Annotated in this window: 2 protein-coding genes (both cut by a window edge); both read right to left on the bottom strand. The window is 66.5% G+C overall.

The features are described 5' to 3' along the window. Positions 1-20,147, bottom strand: the 5' portion of a protein-coding gene (locus tag NU1_RS31030; protein WP_067527030.1) for a non-ribosomal peptide synthetase. 8,578 nt of this gene lie to the left of the window's left edge; the window shows 20,147 of its 28,725 coding nt (coding positions 1-20,147); it begins with the start codon at positions 20,145-20,147; its stop codon lies off the left edge, out of view. Next, positions 20,147-20,620 carry the 3' end of a non-ribosomal peptide synthetase gene (locus NU1_RS31025; protein WP_067527029.1) on the bottom strand. The gene runs 17,634 nt beyond the window's last position, so the window shows 474 of its 18,108 coding nt (coding positions 17,635-18,108); its start codon lies off the right edge, out of view; the stop codon is at positions 20,147-20,149. The genes NU1_RS31030 and NU1_RS31025 overlap by 1 nt, the downstream gene beginning before the upstream one ends.

Raw genomic sequence — 20,620 nt, 5'->3', positions numbered from 1 at the left:
AGCAGTTCCATGAGCGAGGCGTCGAAGCTGGGCGAGGCCCGGTGCAGCACCCGGTCGGAAGCCTTTGTGGGGCAATGCTCCCGATGGATGGCCGCAGCCGCGCTTATCCCGGACTGGCTCACCACCACACCCTTGGGCCGGCCGGTGGAACCGGACGTGTACATCATCCAGGCGGCATTGTCGGTGCGCAGCGGGCGCACCAGGTCATCGGGCTCCAGCGGTACGGAACTCATGTGCCGCAGCCTCGCCGAGGTCAGGTCGTCATCCAGTACCAGCCAATCAGTCTGCGCCGGCAGCTTGTTCAACCGATCCGTCAACGTGACACCTATGGCCGCACCGGAATCGGCGAGCATGTAGGCGATGCGCTCGAGTGGATAGGTGGGATCGACCGGCAGGAATACCGCTCCGGTCTTGGCGACCGCCCACAAGGTCATCACCGAATCGATGGAGCGCGGCACGGCGACAGCGACGACATCCTCGGCGCCGATTCCGCGATCGATGAGCAGCCGCGCCAACCGGGTCGACCGCTCATCCAGTTCCCGGTAGCTCATACCGCGGTCCTGGTAGATCAGCGCGGTGGCATCGGGGTTCTGCGCGACCGCCGCCTCCATGACGTCGGCCAGGGTGACCGGGGGCAGGACCTTCGGGCCCCGGCGCGTCAGGAGTTCGGCACGCTCACCGGGGGCGAGCAGATCGATCTCACCGATAGCTGTTCCCGGCTCAGCGGTGACCGCCCCCAGTACCCGACCGAAGCGGCGCAAGAGTTCCGCCGCCGTATCCGCGTCGTAGAGATCGGTGGCGTAGGTGAGTTCCACGAAGAGGTGACCATCGGCGTCGAGTTCGTCGCCGACGCTGAAGGTGAGGTCGAATTTGGCGACGGTGTCGTCGAATTCGACATTCTCGAGAATCAAGCCGGGCACGGCATGGGTATCGGAGCCGAGGTTCAGGTAGTTCAGGGAGACCGTGAAGAGCGGATGCCGGGACTGGTCGGTCTCGATACCGAGGGCGTCCACAACGCGCTCGAAGGGCACCGTGGCGTGTGCGAAGGCCGCGAGATCGACCGCACGGGTCTCGGCGAGCAGGTCCGCGAAAGTGCGGTCCAGCGCGGGCCGGGTACGCAGCGTCAGGGTATTGACGAACATGCCGACCAAGTCGTCCACCGTCTGTTCGCCACGGCCCGCGACCGGAGTGCCGATGGCGATGTCATCGGTGCCGGACAGCCTGGTGAGCAATACGGCCAGTGCGGCATGCAGGACCATGAACGGAGTCGCGTTGTGTTGTTTGGCAACCAACCGAAGGCGTTCGCCCACCGCGCCGCCGACCCGCGCGCGGACGACCGCGCCACGGTACGAGGAGGTGGCCGGACGCGGCCGGTCCGTGGGCAGCGGAGCCTCATCGGGCAACCCGGCGAGGGTTTCACGCCAGTAACCGAGTTCGGTTTCCGCCACGGCATCCATGACCTGCTGCTGCCACAGCGTGTAATCGGCGTACTGCACAGGCAGCGGCTCCCATTCGGGTGCGACACCGGAGGTGCGTGACAGGTAGGCGACGATAAGATCGCGCAACAGCGGATCGGTAGACGCGCCGTCACCGGCGATGTGGTGTAGCACCGCGACCAGCACGTGGCTGGTATCGGATTCGCGCAGCAGTACCGCACGCAGCGGCAGTTCGGTGGTGACATCGAATCCGCGCGAACCGAATTCGTGGATCCGTTCCACGACCGAACCGGTGACATTCTCGACCCGCAGATCGATGGCGGTATTCGGCGGCGCGATGACCTGGTGCCCCTCGCCGTCGGCATCGATCGGGAACAGGGTGCGCAGCACCTCGTGGCGGGCCATGACATCCGCGACGGCCGATCGCAGAGCCGGGATATCGAGCTCACCGATGAGTCGGATGGCGGCCGGGATGTTGTAGGCGGCCGATTCCGGATCGAGGCGGTTGAGCAGCCAGATGCGAGTTTGGGCTGGGGACAGCGGAATTCGTTCCGGACGCGGCCGCGCGGCGAGCACCGGCAGCTTGCGGCCGCTGGTTCCGGTCGCGCGGGCAGCGAGCTCGGCGACGGTCGGAGCGTCGAAAACCTCGCGCACACTCAAGTCGCCACCGAAGGCCGCATTGGCGCGGGCCACCAGACGCATGGCGAGCAGCGAATTGCCGCCGCGATCGAAGAAGTCGTCGTCGACGCCGATCCGCTCACCTCCGAGCAGGTCGCTCACGATATCGGCCAGAACCGCTTCCGCGCCCTCCCGTGGAGCGCGGTAAGCGACCGCGGTAGCGGTGAATTCCACCCGCGGCAATGCCTTGCGATCGAGTTTGCCGACACTGGTGCGCGGCATATCGTCGAGTACGACCAGATGTGACGGCACCATGTACGCGGGCAGCTGGGTGCGTACCCGGGCCAGCACGGCATCCGCCGATAGTCCCGAGCCCGCGACATAGCCGACGAGGCAATCGGTTCCGCTACTGTCCCGGTCCAGCAGCACGGCGGCGTTGGCGACACCGTCCACGGTCGACAGCGCCGCCTCGATCTCGCCCAGTTCGATGCGCTGGCCACGCAGTTTCACCTGGAAGTCATTGCGGCCCAGATATACCAGCTCACCGTCGCGATTCCAACGCACCAGGTCACCGGAGCGGTACATCCTGGTGCCGGGAACTCCGAACGGGTCGGCCACGAAACGTTCCGCGGTGAGTTCAGTCCGTCCCTGATAGCCCCGGGCCAGCTGGGCACCGGCGAGGTACAGCTCGCCGACCACGCCGGTCGGCACCGGCCGCAGCCGGTTGTCGAGGACATAGGCGCGGGTGTTCCAGTTGGGGCGGCCGATGGCGACCTCGTAATCCGGATCCGCATCGGTGAATTCGTGGTAGATGGTCGAAATAGCGGCCTCGGTGGGGCCGTAGGCATTGTGTACCGACCCGCCCACGTACTCACGCAGCGCGGCGAGGAGTTCGGCGGACAGTGCCTCACCACCGGTGTGCAGATGCCGGAAGGACCGCAGGGCATCGCCCTTGCCCTCGGCAATGAGCGCGGCCAGGACCGACGGCACATGTTCGGCAATGGTGATGCCGTGCTCACCCATCATGCGAGCCAGGTAGTCGAGGTCCTGATGACCGCCCGGTCGCAGCAGTACCAGCGGCGCCCCGACCAGGGCGGGCAGGAAGCACTCCCAGACCGATACATCGAAGGACAGCGGGGCGCGCTGCATGATGCGATCGGAGGAGGTGACACCATAGCGATTTTCGAGCCAGCACAGCTGGTTCATGATGGCGCGGTGGTCGGTGGCGACTCCCTTGGGCAAACCGGTGGAGCCCGAGGTGAACAGCACATAGGCCAGGTGCTGTGGACGCAGCGTCGCGATTCGGTCGGCGTCGGTGACCCGGGCGGCGGACAGTGCCGCGACATCCAACTCCGCGACGGCGAGGGTGCGTATCCCGGCGACCTCCGGCAGCGTTACGCCGTCGACGGTGAGCACCAAAGTGGTTCCGGCGGTGCGCAACACGTGCGCGATGCGCTCCGCCGGATGTGCGGGATCCACCGGAAGGTAGGCCGCGCCGGCCTGCACGATGGCGTACATGGCGACCACCATGTCGAGGCAGCGTTGCGCCGTGATCCCGACAATCACATCAGGGCCGACGCCCTCGTCAATCAACCTGCGGGCCAAGCGATTCGCCCGCGCGGCCAGTTCCGACCAGAGGAGTGTCTCATCCTCGAAACGCACCGCCACAGCATCCGGGTCGGAGGCGGAGCGCCGGTCCAGCAGATCGGCAAGGGTTTCCCCGGGCAGCATGACGGCGGTGGCATTGCGATCGGAGAGCACGTGGCCGCGTTCGGCCATGGACATGATCTCCACATCCCCGGCCGCGACGCGCGGGTCGGCGATCATGGCGCGCAGCAACCGCTCGTAGCAGGTGAAGAAGCCAGTGACGGTATCGCTTTCGAACAGGTCGAGCGCGTAGTGAATGTGCACGTCGATACCGGTGGGCGCACCGCCTTCGTGACGGTCGCGCAGGGTCCAGTCCATGTCGAACTGGATCGGCGGTACGCCAGGGTCGACCCCGGCAATCGCCAGTCGCTGCAACCGGAATTCGGGCTGGGCATGATTCTGTAGCGTGAAAGCCACCTGATAGAGCGGCGAATATGACTGGGAACGAACCGGATTCAGGGTGTCGACCAGGGTTTCGAACGGCACTGAGGCGTGATCGAAGGCCCCGAGATCGGTATCGCGAACATGCGCGAGCACCTCGGTCAGCGTGGCGTCGGATCGAATTTCGGTGCGCAGCACCAGTGTGTTGACGAACATGCCGACCAGATCATCAAGGGCTTGATCACCACGCCCCGCGATCGGTGTGCCGAGGACGATATCGCCGGTGCCGGACAGCCGGGCCAGGAGTACGGCGAGGGCGGTGTGCAACACCATGAAGGTGGTGACGCGGTGGCTGGCAGCGAATTCCACTATTTCGGCGTGCAACTCGGCATCCAGTTCGCCGATGACCGCGCCACCTCGATTGCTGGCCACCACCGGACGCGGACGATCGGTGGGCAGGGTGAGCGTATCGGGCATACCGTCGAGGCGGCGCCTCCAGTAGCGCAGCTGCCGCGCCAGCGCCGAGTTCTCGTCGGCCACCGCACCGAGCGCCTTGCGCTGCCAGAGCGCGTAGTCGGCGTACTGCACCGGAAGCGCCCCGAATTTCGGTGTGACATTGGCACATCGGGCCACATACGCCATGGCGAGATCACGGGTCAGCGGTGCGAAGGACCAGCCGTCAGCGGCGATGTGGTGCACCACGAACAGCAGGATGTGGGTCTGCGGTTCATCCGCCAAACGCAGCAGTCGCACCCTGATAGGCACCTCGACAGTGACGTCGAAGCTGGTGCGCGCCAGCGCTTCCACTATCCCCGTCAGATCGATCGCCGATACCGTCTCCGGTACCAGATCCACGAGCCGAGTGCCGGACGGCAGGATGAGCTGGCGCGCCTCGCCATCGCGTTCCGGGTACAGGGTGCGCAGGGTTTCGTGCCGATCGACCACGTCGGCGATGGCGGAACACAGCGCGGCTATCTCCAGTGAACCGGTGAGCCGCAGCGCGAAAGGAATGTTGTAACCGCCGCCCTGGGCGTCGAAGCGGTTGAGGAACCACATGCGCTGCTGGGCGATCGACAGCGGGATGGTGTCGCCGCGTTCCTGTGCGACCAGCGGCGGCAGGCCTGTCTCGGTGTCGAGGGCATTGATACTGATCGCGAGTTCCCGCACGGTCGGGGCGTCGAAGACGGTGCGGACCGGCACCGCGACCCCGATTGCCTTGGTCAGGCGGGCGGCGAGCTGGGTGGCGATCAGCGAATTGCCGCCGCGAGCGAAGAAGTCGTCGTCCGCGCCGATCCGGTCCACGGCGAGCAAGTCAGCGAATACTCCGGCGACCAGGGACTCGACTTCCCCGATGGGAGCGCGGTATTCGGTGGCGGCGAAGATCGGGGCAGGCAGCGCTCGGCGGTCGACCTTGCCATTCGCGCTGAGTGGCAGCGCATCCAGCGTCACGAACGCGGCCGGGATCATGTATGTCGGCAACCGGTCGGTCAGGTGCGCGCGCAGAGCGTCCGTATCCACGGCGCTCGCGACGGGAACGATATAGCCGACGAGTTGGTCTCCGGTGCGCTCATCGGAGCGCAGTACGACCACGGCCGCCGCGACGGACCCATCTGCGGTGAGCGCGGATTCGATTTCGCCGAGTTCGATGCGCAGGCCGCGCAGCTTCACCTGGAAGTCGGTGCGGCCCAGGTACTCGAGCTCACCGTGTGCGGTCCACGCGACGAGGTCGCCGGTGCGGTACATACGCTCTGCTGTACCGAACGGACTGGCCACGAACCGATCCGAGGTCAGGTCCGCCCGCCCGACATAACCACGCGCCAACTGGTCACCGGCGAGGTAGAGCTCGCCCGCGACGCCGATCGGCACCGGAAGCAGCCGCGAATCCAGAACGTACACTTCGGTATTGAGTACCGGCCGACCAATGGGGACCGTATCGATATCGGTATCGATCACCTCGTGATAGGTGACATCGACAGCGGCTTCGGTGGGGCCGTACAGGTTGTGTACCCGGGCACCGGTCAGATCGCGCAAGCGGTGCGCGGACTTGGGCGATAGCGCCTCACCCGATGCGAAGACCTGCCGCAGCGAGGTGGCCGCCGCGGCGGCTTCCGCCGCGACGAAGACGGCGAGCATCGAGGGCACGAAATGCGTGACCGTGACGCTTTCGCGGGCAATGAGTTCCGCCAGGTAGACCGGATCGCGGTGACCGTCCGGTCTGGCGACGACCAGCGTCGCGCCGACCTGCAACGGCCAGAAGAACTCCCACACCGACACATCGAAGGTGGCCGGAGTCTTCTGCAACACAATGTCATCGGCGGTGAGCCGATACTCCGACTGCATCCAGACGAGACGGTTGACAATGGCCGCGTGGCTCACCCCCACGCCCTTCGGTCGACCGGTCGAACCGGACGTGAAGATGACATACGCGGTGTGCTCCGCCCGCAGCCGGTCGCGCCGCTGCCGGTCGGTGATCGGGGCGTCGGAGTATCCGGTCAGGTCGAGCAGATCGATGCGCACCTGCGCGATATCGATCGGCAGATCCGCACCGGAGGTCAGCACGGCCACCGGATCGGCGATGTCGAGGATGTATTCGATGCGTTCGGCGGGCTGGTCCGGATCGAGTGGCACGTACGCGCCCCCGGCAGCCAATACGGCATACATGCCGACGACCAGATCGACGGACCGCCGCATACCCAGTGCGACAAGGGAATCCGGTCCGACACCCTGCGTGATGAGGTGGCGGGCCAAGCGGTGGACGCGCTCGGCGAACTCCCCATACGAGAGATTCGTCCCTTCGAAACGCAGCGCGGTGGCGTGCGGATCACTCGCCAGCTGTGCCTCGAACAGCGAAATGAGCGTCGGGGCCGGACCGTCTACGCGCATATCGGCTGAGGTGTCGTTCCAGTCGTAGAGCATCAGGGACCGCTCCCCCACACCGAGCAGGTCCACATCACCGACGCGTACCGCGGGGTCGGCGGCCACAGCGGCGAGCATGCGTAGCAAGCGGGCGGCGAAATCCGCCGCGAAGTCGGCGTTGAAAAGATCTGTGGCGTAGATCAGTTCGGCCGTCGCCGTGGCACCCGCACCGACCTCGCCGAGCGAGAGCTGGAGATCGAATTTGGCACTCGGCTGTTCGATCGCGAGCTCGGTGACGGTCAGTTCCGGCAGTTCCAGAGTGGCGGCGTGCTGGTTCTGGAAGGACAGCATGACCTGGAAGAGCGGATGCCGAACCTGCGAACGCGGCGGGTCGAGCACCTCCACGAGCCGTTCGAACGGCACATCGGCATGCGCCAGGGCGGCGAGATCGCGTTCACGCACCTGGGTCAACAGGTCGGCGAAGGATTCACCGCCATCGATCCGGGAACGCAGCACCAGGGTGTTGACGAACATGCCGACCAGGTCGTCCAGGGCCTGATCGCCACGGCCGGCGACCGGAATACCGACGGCGATATCGGTGGTGCCGGACAGCCGCGCGAGCAGTGCGGCGAAGGCGGCGTGCACCACCATGAACAACGTCGCGCCCTGGGCGCGGGCAATACCGTTCAGATCAGCCAGCAGCGCGCCGGGCACCTGGAAGCGGTGCGTTCCGGCACCGTGTGAGGCCGCGGCGGGGCGCGACCGGGTCGACAGCCGCAGTTCGTCGGGCAGGCCCGCGAGGGCGTCGCTCCAGTAGCCGAGCTGACGAGCGAGGACCGAGTCGCTGTCGTCCTCCGAGCCCAGCGCCGACCGCTGCCAGAGCGCGAAGTCGGCGTACTGCACCGGCAGTGGCGTCCACTGCGGGGTCGAGCCGGACACGCGGGCCTCGTAGGCGACCATCAGGTCGCGGGCCAGCGGGCGCAACGACCAACCGTCTCCGCTGATGTGATGCAGTACGAGGACCAGCACATGGTCCCGGCACTCACCATCGGTGAGTTCGAAGAGAATCGCACGGACCGGTATTTCGGCGGTCACGTCGAAGCCGGTGAGTACGGCCGCGGTAATGCGGGTGCGGAGTTCGCCGTCGGTCACCGGGATGGGATCGAGATCGGGCAGCGTCTGCCCGGCGGGCAGCACCACCTGAATACCCTGACCGTCTTCGGTTTCCGGGTAGCGCGTGCGCAGTACCTCATGACGGTCCATGACGTCGGCAATGGCCTGTCGCAGGGCGCCGGTGTCGAGATCACCGCTGAGGCGCACGGCCAAAGGAAGATTGTCGACCGCCGATGCGGGATCGAAACGGTTGCGGAACCACATGCGCTGCTGCGCCAGCGATAGCGGAAGCTGTTCCGGGCGAGTGGCTGCGACAAGTGCCGGACGGCCGGTGCCGGTGCCGACCGAGGTTTCCAATCGGGCGGCCAAGGTGGCAACGGTAGGGGCTTCGAACAGGTCGCGAACCACGAGTCGGGTAGCCAATGCCGCGCCGAGTCGGGCGGTGACCTGGGTCGCGATGAGCGAGTTGCCACCGAGTTCGAAGAAGTCGTCGTCGCGACCCACGCGGTCGATGCCGAGAATGTCGGCGAAGGTGCCCGCGACTATCTCCTCTATCGCCGTGACGGGAGCACGGAATCCCCTGGCCTCGAACACCGGTGCGGGCAGTGCCCTGCGGTCGAGCTTGCCGGAACTATTGAGTGGGAAGGAGCCGAGCACCACGCAGGTGGCGGGCACCATATAGCTCGGGAGCTGCCGCGCCAACGCCGCTTTCACGTCGTTCACGTCGACGACTTCAACGGCGGGAACCAGGTAGGCGACCAGTTGATCACCGAGGCGTTCGTCGGTATCGACCACAACGATCGCCTGGGCAATGGAATCGAGTGCGGTGAGCGCGGATTCGATTTCACCGAGTTCGATGCGCAGACCGCGCAGCTTCACCTGGAAGTCGGTGCGGCCCAGGTACTCCAGTTCGCCTTTGCCGGTCCACTTCACCAGATCACCGGTGCGGTACATGCGTTCTCCCGCTGCGAAGGGGCTGGCAACGAAGCGGTCGGCGGACAGATCCGGTCGCGCCACGTACCCACGCGCCAACTGCGTGCCGGCCAGGTACAGCTCACCGCGGACGCCCACCGGGACCGGTGCGAGGCGCGAATCCAGGACGTACACACGGGTGTTGAAGACCGGCCCGCCGATCGGGACGGATACGACATCGGCATCGGTCACCTGATGGAAGGTGACATCTACGGCGGCTTCGGTGGGCCCGTACAGGTTGTGCAGCTCGGCCCCGGTACGTTCCTTGAACTGACGGGCGGTAATGGCGGGTAGCGCCTCGCCGGAGGCGAATACCTGTCGTAGAGTAGGCGTTTGCGCGGTCTCGGCCAGGAATACGGCCAGCAGGGACGGGACGAAATGGGCGACCGTCACGCCTTCGCGGGCAATGATTTCCGCGAGATAGGCCGGGTCGCGATGTCCGTCCGGCTTGGCGACCACCAGGGTCGCACCGACCTGGAGCGGCCAGAAGAACTCCCAGACCGACACGTCGAAGGTGGCCGGGGTCTTCTGCATCACGATGTCATCGGCGGTCAGCCGGTACTCCGACTGCATCCACACCAGACGATTGACGATGGCCTCATGGCTGACGGCCACGCCCTTCGGCCGACCGGTCGAGCCGGATGTGAATATGACGTACGCGGCATTCGACGGTCGCAGCGGCGCCCGACGTTCCGCATCGAGGATGGGCGCATCGTCGTAGCGGCCCACGTCGAGGAGATCGACGGGCAGCACCTTCACCATGCGACTGGTGATGAAGTCGTCGCGACTTGTGGTCAGCACGACCACAGGCTCCGCCGTATCGAGCACGTAATCGATGCGTTCGACGGGCTGCTCCGGGTCCAGCGGCACATACGCCGCCCCGGCCTCCAGCACGGCGTACATGGCGATCACGAGGTCATGCGAGCGACGAATAGCCAGCGCCACCAGCGATTCCGGTCCGACACCCTGTGCGATCAGATGGCGAGCCAGGCGATGTACGCGCGCCGCGAACTCGGCGTAGGACAGAGCTGTCCCTTCGAATACGACGGCGGGCATATTCGCGCTGACGGGCACCCGTGCGTTGAATAGCGAAACCAGCGTCGCGACAGCCTTTTCCGGTAGCGCGGTGGCGAGGTCGAAGGCGGTGGCATTCCAGTCGGTCAGCACCCGCTGCCGCTCATCGGCGGCCATGAGATCGATATCGCCGAGTGCTCGGTGCGGATTCGTGACGGCGGCCGCCAGCACCCGCACCAGGCGATCCGCGCAGGCGGCAATAGTGTCCGCATCGAACATGTCTGCGGCATAGACGAATTCGCCGTGCATACCCGCGCCATCGCCGCGCTCGGACAGCGTGAGGTGCAGATCGAATTTGGCGGTGATCGCCTCGATCGGCAGCCCGGTGACCTCGAGACCGGGCAGCGCGAAGGTGGCCGCATCGAGGTTCTGGAGGGTCAGCATGACCTGGAACAGCGGATGCCGAGCCGGTGAGCGGGTGGGGTTCAGGATTTCGACCAGGCGCTCGAACGGTAGGTCTGCCTGCCCGAAAGCGGCGAGATCGGTATCCCTGATACGGGCGAGCAACTCGCCGAAGGACTCCCCCGCCGACAGTCGGGTGCGTAGGACGAGGCTGTTGACGAACATGCCCACGGCGTCGTCGAGGGCTTCCTCACCGCGTCCCGCGACCGCCGTACCGATGGCGATATCGTCCTGGTCCGATAGTCGGAACAGCAGCAGGGCGAAAGCCGCGTGCACGACCATGAACAAACTCGCACCGTGCTCGCGGGCGAGTCCGTTCATACAATTGAGCAGTTCCGCGTCGATGGAGAACCCGTGAACACCGCCGCGATAGGAAGCGACGGCTGGCCGGGGACGATCCGACGGCAGGTCGAGCTGATCGGGCAATCCGCCGAGGGCGGCGGACCAGTAGGCGACCTGCTGAGCGATGAGCGAATCCGCGTCGTCTGCGGAGCCGAGCACATCACGCTGCCAGAGCGCGAAATCGGCGTACTGCACAGGCAGCGGAGTCCACGCCGGGGCTTCGCCGTTCACCCGTGCCGTGTACGCGGCCATGACATCGCCGGCGAGCGGACGCATCGACCAACCATCCGCGGCGATGTGGTGAACGGCGAAAACGAGGATATGCGTGTGCTCTTCCGTATCAACGATATGAAAGAGCTTGGCGCGCACCGGGACCTCCGCGGTCACATCGAATCCGGTGCGGATCAACTCGCTGATCCGTTCGGAGATGCGCGCCTCGGTTACCGTCACCGGTCCCAGGTCCGAAAGCCGGTGACCGACCGGCAGAATCCGTTGTACGCCCTGGCCCTGTGCTGTTGCCGGGTAGACGGTGCGGAGCACCTCGTGCCGATCGAGCACATCACCGATGGCGGTCAATAGCGCGTCGATATCGAGGTCGCCGATCAGCCGCACCGCGAGCGGGATATTGTCCGCGACCGAAGCTGGATCGAAGCGATTGAGAAACCACATGCGCTGCTGCGCCAGCGACAGGGGCAGGGGCGACGGCCGCGGTCCCGCCACCAGCGCCTTGCGCGCACCGAAACCGGCGTGCTTGCCGATGCGGTCAGCCAGCGCCGCGACCGTGGGCGACTCGAAGAGCGTACGCACGGGAATCCGGGTATCGAGAGCCGCACCCAACCGCGCCACCACGCGAGTGGCGATGAGCGAATTGCCGCCGAGTTCGAAGAAGTCGTCATCGGCACTCACCGGCCGCTCGAGTCCGAGTACGTCGGCGAAGACCCCGGCGACAGTGCGCTCGGCCCGGCAATCGGGTGCACGGAATTCGCGCGTGGTGGCAGCGGGGGCGGGCAGCGCCCTGCGGTCCAACTTCCCCGACGAATTGAGCGGGAATGCCGACAGCACCACGTAGTTCAGCGGCACCATATACGACGGCAACCGCTGGGCAAGAGCTGCTTTCACGCTCGCGATGTCGATAGTGACATCCGTAGCTGCCACCAGGTAGGCGGCCAGCTGACCACCCTCGTGATTCTCTTCGCGCACCATAACGGCGGCCTGTGCCACCGACTCGAGGGCGGTGAGCGCCGCCTCGATCTCACCGAGCTCGATACGCAGACCACGCAGCTTGACCTGGAAGTCACTGCGGCCCATATAGACGAGCTGTCCGTCGGTCGTCCATTTCACCAGGTCACCGGCGCGGTACATGCGCTCGCCCCTACCGAATGGGTTGGCGACGAAGCGATCCGAGGTGAGATCTGCGCGTCCGACATAGCCCCGCGCCAACTGCTCACCTGCGAGGTACAGCTCGCCGACCAGTCCGGGAGCGACCGGCCGCAAGCGCGAATCCAGCACGTAGGCACGCGAATTCCAGACCGGGCGACCAATGGGCACAAAGCCCTGGAGGTCAGCGGGGACCGCCGCATTGGTGGCATGCACGGTGAATTCGGTGGGGCCGTACAGATTGTGGAGCGCGGCGGTCCCGATGCGACGGAAGGCGGCGACGGCATCAGCGGTGAATGCCTCGCCGGCGACCAGCACGGTCCGCAGCGAACGCAGGTCCGATGCCGCCGCTTCACCCGCGAATACCGTCAACATGGACGGCACGAACGAGGTGATGGTTACTCGTTCCGCAGCAATCTTCTCCGCGAGGTACTGCGGATCACGGTGCCCGTCCGGAGCGGCGACCACCAGGCGAGCACCAGCAGCAAGCGAGCCGAACAATTCCCACACCGACACATCGAACGTGGCCGGTGTCTTGAATAGGACAACATCGTCGAGGTTGAGGCCGTATTCGGCAGTGATCCAACGGATCTGGTTCACCGCGGCAGCGTGCGGCACCGCGACGCCCTTGGGGCGGCCGGTAGAACCGGAGGTGAAGATGACGTAGGCGGTATTGCCCGGTCGCAGCGGTGCCAGGCGATCGGCATCGGTGAGGGGCGTGTCGTCGTAGTTCGCGATATCCAGCTGGTCGATGTCAATCCGGCGCTCGCCCACCGCGTCCGGTGCGTCGCCAGCGGTCAGGACACAGACCGGTTGTGCGGTATCGAGTACGTACGCGGTGCGCTCGGCGGGGTGGTCCGGATCGAGCGGTACATACGCACCGCCTGCGGTCAGCACGGCATAGATAGCTGTGACCATGTCGATGGAGCGCCGCATCCCCAGTGCGACAAGCGTTTCCGGACCCACCCCCTGTGACACGAGGTAGCGGGCGAGTCGATTCACGCGGGACGCGAAGTCGCCGTACGTCAGACTGATGCCCTCGGACACCACAGCGGTCGCGAATGGGCTCCGCGCCGCCCGCGACTCGAATGCCGACAGCAGTGTGGCAGCGCCGAGCGCGGTCCTGGTGGTGTCGTTCCATTGCTCCAGTACCAGCGCGCGTTCGGCGGCTCCGAGCAGATCGATATCACCGATCCGTACCCGCGGATCGGCCACCACGGCGCGCAGCACGCGCACGAATCGTGCGACGAATGCCTCCACGGTCACGGCATCGAATAGTTCCGCGGCGTAGCGCAGGCTGCCGCCGAGGCCACCGTCAGCGCGTTCTCCGACTACCAGTTGGAGGTCGAACTTAGCTGTGTCATCCTCGATTTCGACGGGCCTGATGGTCAGCCACGGCAACTTCAGCTCCGCCTGCGTCCCAGCTTCGTCGTTGAAGCTGAGCAGCACCTGGAACAGCGGGTGCGCACCGGTGGAGCGATCGGTCACCAGATCGTCGACGAGTCGTTCGAAGGGCAGATCCGCATTGGCGAAAGCCGCCAGATCGGTATCGCGCACGTGTGTCAGGAGCTCGGCGAACGACGCACCGCCGTCGACCCGGGTGCGCAACACCAGGGTATTGACGAACATGCCGATGAGATCGTCGAGTGCCCGCTCACCGCGCCCACCGATCGGGGAACCGACGGCCACATCATCGGTGCCCGCCAACCGTGCCAGTGTGGCCGCGAAGGCCGCGTGCACCACCATGAACAGGGTTGCCCCGTGGCCGCGAGCAATCTCACGCAGGCTCGACAACACCTCGCTGCCGACCTCGAACACGACTGTGCCGCCGCTGTTTCGCGGCTGCGCGGGACGTGGGCGGTCCGTCGGCAGGGTCAGCTGCGCGGGTAGGTCGGCGAGGGTATCGCGCCAGAAGGCCAACTGCTGGTATGCGGGGTCTCCCGGTACGGTGTCGGATCCGAGCAGCGCCCGCTGCCACAGGGTGTAGTCGGCGTACTGGACGGCCAGCGGCTCCCAACCGGGCTCGGCGCCCGTGAGACGGGCGGCGTAGGCGCGCATGAGGTCTCGCACCAGCGGTGCCATGGAGAGCGCATCACCGACGATATGGTGCAACACCACGATGAGTACATACTCGTCGGCGTCGGCCTCCGCACCGTCGCCGTAATCGATTACCAGTAGGGCGATGCGGGACGGCAGTTCCCGGGTTACATCGAACGGGGCCTGAGCAATGGCGGCGACGACCTGCGCCGCCTCAGCGACGCCCACGGGTACCGGTGAGAGGCTCAGGCCCACATCGAGGGCATCGAGAATGCGTTGGTACGGACCGAATTCGGTATCCGGGAAATAGGTGCGCAGGGATTCGTGGCGGGCCAGTACATCCAGCACCGCCTGCTCCAGAGTGGTCACATCGAGGCGACCGGTGAGGCGCAGCACCGTGGGTAGGTTGTAGAGACTGGACCCGCCCTCCTCACTCTCCATGCGGTTGAGGAACCAGAGGCGCTGCTGCGCCAGGGAGAGCGGGACCCGATCGGGACGTGGCGCGGCGATGAGCGGGGGATGCGGTGCGACCTCCGACAGCGCACCGACGGCCCCAGCGAATCCCGCCACGGTGGCGGCCTCGAAAAGTGTGCGCACCGGAATGCGCACACCCATCTCCGCACCGACACGTGCGGTCACCTGGGTGGCATGGAGCGAACTACCGCCGAGCGCGAAGAAGTCATCATCGAGGCCGACGCCGTCCAGCTGCAGCACCTCGGCGAAGACGCGTGCGACCAGCCGCTGCGCGGCATCGACGGGTGGTCGAAATTCCCTTGCCGCCAACACCGGAACGGGCAGCGCGTTGCGATCGAGCTTGCCGCTGGTACCCAGTGGGAAGGCATCCAGCTCGACAATCGCGGTCGGGACCATATAGGCGGGTAGCAGTCGGGCGAGGTCGCCACGGAGCCGTTCGGTATCGAGTTGAGCTCCGGCCGTGCGGATTACGTATCCGGCGAGGTAGTCGCCGGTGTCGGTGGCAATGAGGCGAACGGCGGCCTGGGACACCTCGGGTGCGGTGGTGAGCGCGGTCTCGATATCGGTGAGTTCGATGCGCTGGCCACGGAATTTGATCTGGAAGTCGATGCGGCCGAGGTAGACCAGTTCACCTTCGGCGGTCCACTTCACCAGGTCGCCGGTGCGGTACATGCGTTGGCCGGGGGTGAACGGGTTGGCCACGAACCGGTCCGAGGTCAGGTCGACGCGGCCGTGATAGCCGCGCGCCAATTGCACGCCCGCCAGATACAGCTCCCCCGGTACTCCGATCGGCGCGGGGCGCAGCCGCGAATCCAATACGTACGTGCGGGTATTCCACTCCGGCTCGCCCATCGGCACCGGCTGGTTCCCGGCCTCGTCCACCTCGCGGTAGGTGACGGTGACAGCGGCCTCGGTGGGGCCGTACAGGTTGTGCAGTCCGGCGTCGCTGACCGCGCGGAAGGCGGTGACGGTCTCGGGTGGAAAGGCTTCACCGGCTATGAAAACCTCACGCAGCGAATCGAGTTCGCCGGACTGGGCGTGGGCGGCGAAGACCGCGAGCATGGACGGTACGAAGTCGGTGAGGGTTACGCCGTGCCGGGCAATGGTTTCGGCCAGATAGCGGGCGTCGCGGTGGCCGTCGGGGGCGGCGAGCACCATGGTGGCGCCCGCGCGCAGCGGCAGGAAGTAGCCCCACAGGGAGACGTCGAAGGTGGTGGCGGTCTTCTGGAGGTAGATATCGGTGGGGCGAATCCGGTACTCGGACCCCATCCAGGCCAGCTGATTGGCAATGGCGCGGTGGCTCACGGCGACGCCCTTGGGCTTACCGGTGGAGCCGGAGGTGAACAGCACGTAGGCGGGGTGTTCCGGGTGCAGTGCGGCGCGGCGCTCGGCGTCGGCGATCCGGTCGGGCGAGTAGGCGGAGAGGTCGAGGGCGTCGACGCGGTACAGCGGGACTTCGATGCCCGCGGGCAGGACGAAGTCGTCGGCGCGGGTGGTCAGCACCACCAGTGGGCGTGCGGTCGCGAGAATATGGGCGATGCGTTCGGCCGGATGTGCGGGATCGACCGGCACATACGCGCCGCCCGCCCGCAGTACCGCGTACATGGCGACCACGAGTTCGACCGAACGCGCCATCCCCAGCACGACCAGGGATTCCGGTCCGACCCCGTCGGCGATCAGCAGCCTGGCCAGGCGATTGGCGCGCTCGGAGAGCTCGGCGTAGGTGAGCGTGTCGTCACCGAAGACCAGCGCACGCGCCCCGGGGGAACGCCGAGCCTGGGCATCGAAACCCTCGTGCAGGAACAGGTCGGCGACCTTGCTGCCGGTGGCATTCCAGCTGTCGACGACATAATCCAGTTCGCCCAGGTCGAGGACGTCGATATCGCCGACGGGACGGCTCGGGTCGGCGGTGGCGGCAGTCAGCAGACGGGTGAACTTGGCCGCGAACTCACGCACCGTCTCGGCGTCGAAAAGATCGGTGGCGTAAGTGAATTCGGCTCGGTACCCGGCGGCGCGCTCGGAGATTGTGAGATTCAGGTCGAATTTGGCGAATTCGCCGTCGAATTCCACCAACTCGGTATCCAGGCCCGGCAGTACCGGGGTGACCGCACCGAGGTTCTGCATGAACAGCGCCACCTGGAACAGCGGGTGGCGATTGCGGGCGCGTGCCGGATTGAGTACCTCGACCAGTCGCTCGAATGGAATATCGCGGTGCGCGAACGCCCGCAGATCGCGTTCTCGGGCATGGGTGACCAGTTCGGTGAAGGATTCGCCGCCGTGCACCCGGGTTCGCAGCACCAGGGTATTGACGAACATGCCGACCAGGTCGTCCAGCGCGCGATCACCGCGACCGGCGACGGGGGTACCGATCGCGATATCGGTGCTGCCGGACAGCCGTGCCAGCAGGGCGGCCAGCGCGGCGTGCAGCACCATGAACGGGGTGGCCCTGGCCTCGGTGGCGACTCGGTCGATGGCGGTGCGCAGGTCGGCGTCGATGGCGAATTCGATGGTGGCACCGCGGTAGTTGGCGGCGACGGGACGTGGGCGGTCGGTCGGCAACTCCAGCTGTGCGGGCAGATCGTCGAGTTCTTGCGTCCAGAAAGCGATTTGGCTGGCGGCGGTCGAGTCGGAGTCACTCTCGGCACCGAGCACTTCCTGATGCCACAGGGCGTAGTCGGCATACTGGATGTCGAGTGGCTCCCATCCAGGAGCCGCGCCGTCGCGCCGTGCGCTGTAGGCGGCGACCAGATCGCGGACCAGCGGTGCGAGGGAGACACCGTCGGCGGCGATGTGGTGCACGACCAGGACCAGGGCATGATCGGTGGGACCGATGCGCAGCAGTTGGATGCGCACCGGAACCTCGTCCGCCACATCGAAACCTCGGCCAGCCGCGACGCGCACGGTATCGGACAGTGTGTCCACGGCGATATCGACGGGTGTGAGATCGATATTCGTGGCGGCCCGGATCACCTGGACCGGGCCGGTGGATGTCTGCGGGTAGTAGGTGCGCAGGATTTCGTGGCGCTCGATCAGATCGGCCACGGCCGCGACAAGTGCGGCGGTATCGAGATCGCCGCGCAGTCGCAGGGCCACCACAATATTGTCCACCGCAGCGGCGTCGAAACCGTCTGTGGTGGAGTCGGTTTCGGTGAACGCCAGCCGATTGAGGAACCACATGCGCTGCTGCGCGGGTGACAGCGGGACCTGATCGGGGCGCGGGCGGGCGGTGAGCGCGGGACGCTCGGCGGCTGCGGAGACCGCCGAGACCGCGCCCGGCAGTGCGGCCAGCGCCGCGACCGTGGGGCGATCGAAGAAATCACGGACATCGATGGCGATACCCAACGCCTCCGACGTCCGGGCGATGGCACGGGTGGCAATGAGTGAATTGCCGCCGAGGGCGAAGAAGTCGTCGTCCGCGCCGACCTGTTCGACGCCGAGCAGATCGGCGAAGATGGCGGCCACCGCCTGCTCGGGTGGCGTCTCGGGCGCACGGTATCGCGTCGTGTTGTCGACGAATTCCGGCTCCGGTAACGCGCGGCGATCCAGCTTGCCATTGGCGCTCACCGGCATCTCGGGCAGCACCACCAGTAGTGAGGGCACCATGTATTCGGGCAGGTGGTCGCGCGTAGCCGCCAGCACCGCGGCGGTATCGAGCTCGCTCTCCGCCACCAGGTAGCCGACCAGGTGGTCGCCACTCACGTGCCGGTGCAGCACCACCGCCGCCTGTGCCACCGACGCGTGCCGTAGCAGCGCGGCCTCCACTTCCCCGAGTTCGATACGCAGACCGCGCAGCTTCACCTGGAAATCGCTGCGGCCCAGATATTCCAGCTCATTCGGACCGCCGTCGAGGGCGGGTACCCAACGCACCAGGTCGCCGGTGCGATACATGCGCTCACCGGGTGCGCCTTCGGGATTGGCGACGAACCGCTCGGCCGTGAGACCCGGGCGAGCGACGTAGCCCCGCGCCAATTGCACTCCGGCCAAATACAGTTCGCCCACCACCCCGGCCGGGACGGGGCGCAGGTCGTCGTCGAGCACCAGCAGCTCGGTGTCGTCGGCGGCGGAACCGATCGGAACCATATCGATATCGGCGGCGGTGACCTCGTGGGCGGTGACATCCACGGCCGCTTCGGTGGGCCCGTAGAGGTTGTGCAGGCAGGCGCCGCTGATATCCCGGAAGGCCGCGCCGGTCGCGGCGGGCAGGGCCTCACCGGATGCGAAAACCGCGCGCAGCGACTCGGATACACCGTGCTCGCCGCGGCCGATCGCCGCGGTCGCCTCGGCCACGAAGACCGACAGCATGGATGGCACGAAATGCGCGATGCTGACGTCGTGCTCGGCAATGGTCCGCAGCAGATAGGCCGGATCGCGGTGCCCCTCGGGCTCGGCGATCACCAGGCTCGCGCCGACCTGTAGGGGCCAGAAGAACTCCCACACCGAAACGTCGAAGGTGAAGGGCGTCTTCTGCAACACCACATCATCGGCATTCAGGCGGTAGAGGCGTTGCCGCCAGCGCAGGTTGGCCACGATCGCCCGGTGCGAGACCGCCACACCCTTGGGGCGGCCGACGGAGCCGGAGGTGAAGATGACGTAGGCGATATTGCAGCCGACCGACTGCGGTAGGAAGGGATCGGGACTCAACACATTCGCGGCCGGACCGGAATCGGCTGCGGTGCGTTCGAATTCGTCGATTCGCAGTACCGACACGGCGGAGTCGAGATCGGGTTGATCCGCGGTGGTGGTGAGCAGAACGGCGGGCGCGGCGATATCCAGTACGTAGGAGATGCGCTCGGCCGGATGATCCGGGTCGACGGGCACATACGCGCCGCCCGCCTTGAGGATGGCGTACATGCCGATGAGCAGTTCGAAGGAGCGCCGCACCGACAGGCCGACCAGCACGTCCGGGCCGACGCCGTAGTCGAGTAGTCGACGCGCCAGGGCTTCGGCGCGAACATCGAATTCGGCGTAGGTGAGGGTCTGGTCGCCGAATCGCAGCGCCACCGCGTCGGGGGTGCGGCCGACCTGCTCTTCGAACAGGGTGACCAGGGTTTCGACCGGTGCGAGGTTCGGGGAGAGCACCTCGGCCGCCGCGTCGATGGCATCGCACAGCAATTCCTCGAGCACGGTGGCGAGTGCGCCCTCCGCGCCCTCCATGAGTCCGGGCAGCTGGCCGGAGACGACCACCTGGACCAGCGCGTCCGGCTCCAGCGCGCCGCCCATGGCGTCGGACAGTGCGGCGATCTCGGTGGCCAGCGCACCGTATGCGACGGTGGTTTCCGCATGCCGCAGCGCTATTCGGTCCGGGTCGAGAACTGCCACCGTATCGATCAAGCCCGGTAGGTCCGCGATGCCGTAGGCGCGGCGTAGCGCCGCATGATTTCCGAAACGGCTCAGAGCTACCGAATCTGTGTGAGACATCAATGGTTTCCTTCCGACGTGCTTTCCTGAAGGAGGCCCCGGGCATCCCCCGCGAGGGTGCGCAGCGCCTGGTTGAGTCCGCCCGCGCCGAGGGCGGCCACCATGCCGGGCGCGAGCCCGGCAATGGCTACATTCACCAGCGCCTCCGGCTTCGCCGCCGCGCCCATGGCGCGGACCACAGCGGCGATCTTGGTGTCGAGGGCGTGGTAGGTGAGGCTGAGACCGTCGTGCGCGAGCGCGACGGCGTCGGGAGCAATGGCGGCGGCGGCCGTGATGAGGGCCGGAAGTTCCGCCGTGGCCGAGGTATTCGAGCTGCGCCGGTGCAGCTCGGCTTCGGTGCGGATATCGATGGAGCGCACCGTAATCGCGGCATCGTCGGCGACGGCCTGGAACACGCGCAGTAGTCGGTCGGCAAGCAGCCGGACGGTGGCGGCATCGAAAATATCGGTGGCGTAAGCGAATTGCATACGCAA

This window comes from Nocardia uniformis NBRC 13702 (assembly GCF_001613345.1).
Taxonomy (GTDB): Bacteria; Actinomycetota; Actinomycetes; order Mycobacteriales; family Mycobacteriaceae; genus Nocardia; species Nocardia uniformis.
The sequence above is the reverse complement of the archived record's forward strand: the minus strand, read 5'-3'. Positions and strand labels throughout refer to the sequence as shown.